This is a genomic window from Mesotoga sp. UBA6090 (genome assembly GCF_002435945.1).
In the GTDB taxonomy this organism is placed as follows: domain Bacteria; phylum Thermotogota; class Thermotogae; order Petrotogales; family Kosmotogaceae; genus Mesotoga.
Genome location: NZ_DIXC01000076.1, coordinates 1 through 2,530 on the forward strand (window position 1 = coordinate 1; position 2,530 = coordinate 2,530).

Genomic DNA, 2,530 nt, shown 5'->3' on the forward strand with positions numbered 1-2,530 from the left:
CGAACCAGCCATCGAAGTCGTAGCAGTCTGCGGGAGTGGCTACCACTGTGGCTTCAGTTCCATAAACATACTCACCACCGCCAGTAGCCATTCCGCCTTCTTCAGGTATGACACTAACAGTAACATTGTACTCCTGGAGGAAGTGTGCTACGAAAGCTCTGTTAGCATTGACAACGAATTCGAGCGGATTATCTGAACCGATGGATACTCCATTCTCAGTCCACTCAACGAACTTGAATCCCTCAGCAGCTAAAGCTGTTAGTGAAGCTGTGTCGCCAAAAAGATATGAACCGGCACCTGTTACCGTGCCGCCATTTTCGGGATCAACCGAAGCTATTATATTGAAAGATTCCTTATCAAAAAAAGCAGTTGCCAATATGGAATCTTTCAACATGATTTCTTTAACGCTTTCGTTAAAGCTTCCCAGACCCTCAACTTCCCATTTGTCGAAATAATAGCCTTCTGCTGGCGTCGCTGTAAGTGTCACGGTAGTCCCATACTTGAAAACGTGTTCACCTACGTCAGGATCAGTTTCCCCTAAGCCCTGGATAGCAACAGTAAGAGTTACATCGATCTTTTTTAGACATCCAGTCAGGAGAAAAGCAAGGCCAATAAACAGAATAAGAATCAGAAGAACACGAGACCGTCTTGCCACCTTGAACACCCCCTAAGAAGCGTTTGTTTGTAACAATTTATATTTCTAGAACAATATCAGCAAAATCGTTAAAGCATTCCGGACTATGAACCACAAACGCACAAAAGCACTACTCTGATTTTATCACGTTTACAGAATCCATGTCAAATATATAACCTCTCTCAAAAAGCCGACAGGGATTCCTTATCAAATTGATGCAGCAAGGATCTGAGTAATATTGTACACTTTCTAATGCCAAATACCAAATGAGTTGGCATACACCTTCCATTTTCTTTACTAATGAGTGCAATTCCTTCTGATTTATTTGTGAGTACGTTACAGCAGGCTGTATTACCAGGGTGGTATAATCATAAGAATTCAAAAGCGACAAACTTTGTGTGGCCTGGGGTGAATGTATGAAACGAACACTATTTCTGCTTATGGTTCTTACTCTTGCTTGTCTTTCGGCGAACGCCTCGGTGATTATTGACTTTTTCGGAGTTTCCACCTGTCAGGAGTGCTTCGAGGCCGAAATGATGATAGACAGTCTAAGGTACGAGGTTGAAGAGGCTGTCGTGGTCAACAAGTTCATGCTTAGCGAGGCAGAGAATCAGGAACTTAAGCTGAAGTACGCCAAGGTATACGGGGTATCTGAAAGCGAATTTGATCTTTATCCAATGATATTCATAGGGAAGGATGCCTTCACACCTTCAAATACCACACCGGACAGTCTACTTGAAAGCATGATCAACTACTCTCAAGAAGAGAGAGATAAGAAGCTCGAAGAGATAGATGCTCTTGACGAAGATGTCAGTCAGAGGATCACGGAGCGATATGATCAGTTCAGTATCTTCGTCGTTCTCGGTGCAGGCTTGATAGACGGCATTAACCCTTGCGCATTCGTGGTGTTGATCTTCCTTGTTTCATATCTATACTACGTGGGAAGAGGTAGAAACGAGATTCTGATCGCCGGTATATTCTTTGCCATAGGGATATTTGCAGCCTACCTCGCCATGGGGACCGGTCTTCTCGGCGCAGTGGGCTACGTAGAGAGTGTTTCGAGGGTATTTCAGCTGGTCTTTTACCCTGCCATGGCAGTTTTCACGGGCGTTCTTGCTATTCTGTCGGTAGTCGACTTCTATAGAATGAGATACAAGAACAAGAAGGCGATCTTAGAACTTTCTCCAGGTTTGAAAAAGAAGACGCACGAGATCATTCGAAAGAACGCGAGGGCTAAGACCATATGGATTGCATCGCTTGTAGCTGGAATTCTCGTTTCTTTTGTCGAGTTTATGTGCACCGGTCAGGTTTACCTTCCCACGATCGTCTATATTATCAACAGCTCCGGCGTATCTGGAAGGGCGCTGGGATTCCTGATGATCTACAATCTTGGGTTCACGGTTCCGATAATCGCAATCACGCTGATCGCCTACTTCAGTTCATCGACCAAGAAGATACAGGAGTTCATGACGTCAACACAGGCTGCTGCAAAGATAAAGCTGCTCATGGGAGCTTTGTTTGTAGTCTTCTTTGTAATAATGCTGAATATTACTCTCAAGACATTCAATTTGATTTAGGCAGAGAGGTTTCCCGGAACTTTTAAGAATAGTACTGATAAAACAAGCTCGATGGAATACGCGATTGGTCATGTGTGATTCCATCTGGCTTTTCTATTCATCCGACGCCTTTTATTGCCAGGACGTGTTTGCCGTGGCTCTCGCAAAAGAAACCTCATCATTACCCTCAAGTCAGGGACTTCCTAGAAACCATGTGATGCTCCTTCTCTCTCGACAATATACGCTGTGTTTAGCTCCTGATGATCCTGATCTTAAGTCCTCCCTTGAGGGAGGAGGGCCACGAAGTGGCGGAGGGTGTGCACGTCCAGCTAAGGCAAGA

The 2,530-nt window shown here is 44.6% G+C and carries 2 protein-coding genes; one reads left to right on the top strand and one right to left on the bottom strand.

Annotated features, from left to right (window positions below; all coding sequences use genetic code 11):
* The coding region (locus B3K42_RS12170) for an InlB B-repeat-containing protein (protein WP_414674542.1) at positions 1-655 on the bottom strand (655 nt) is incomplete at its 3' end.
* 395 nt (positions 656-1,050) lie between these two features.
* Here B3K42_RS12170 and B3K42_RS12175 point away from each other — a divergent pair.
* Positions 1,051-2,211 (top strand): cytochrome c biogenesis CcdA family protein, encoded by a 1,161-nt coding sequence (locus tag B3K42_RS12175; RefSeq protein WP_110989752.1) that lies wholly within the window; start codon positions 1,051-1,053, stop codon positions 2,209-2,211.
* The last annotated feature ends 319 nt before the right edge of the window (positions 2,212-2,530 follow it).

Bases quoted from the DNA above. Each gene is read 5' to 3' on its own strand.
- B3K42_RS12175 (WP_110989752.1), top strand. From the start codon at position 1,051: ATGAAACGAACACTATTTCTGCTTATGGTTCTTACTCTTGCTTGTCTT.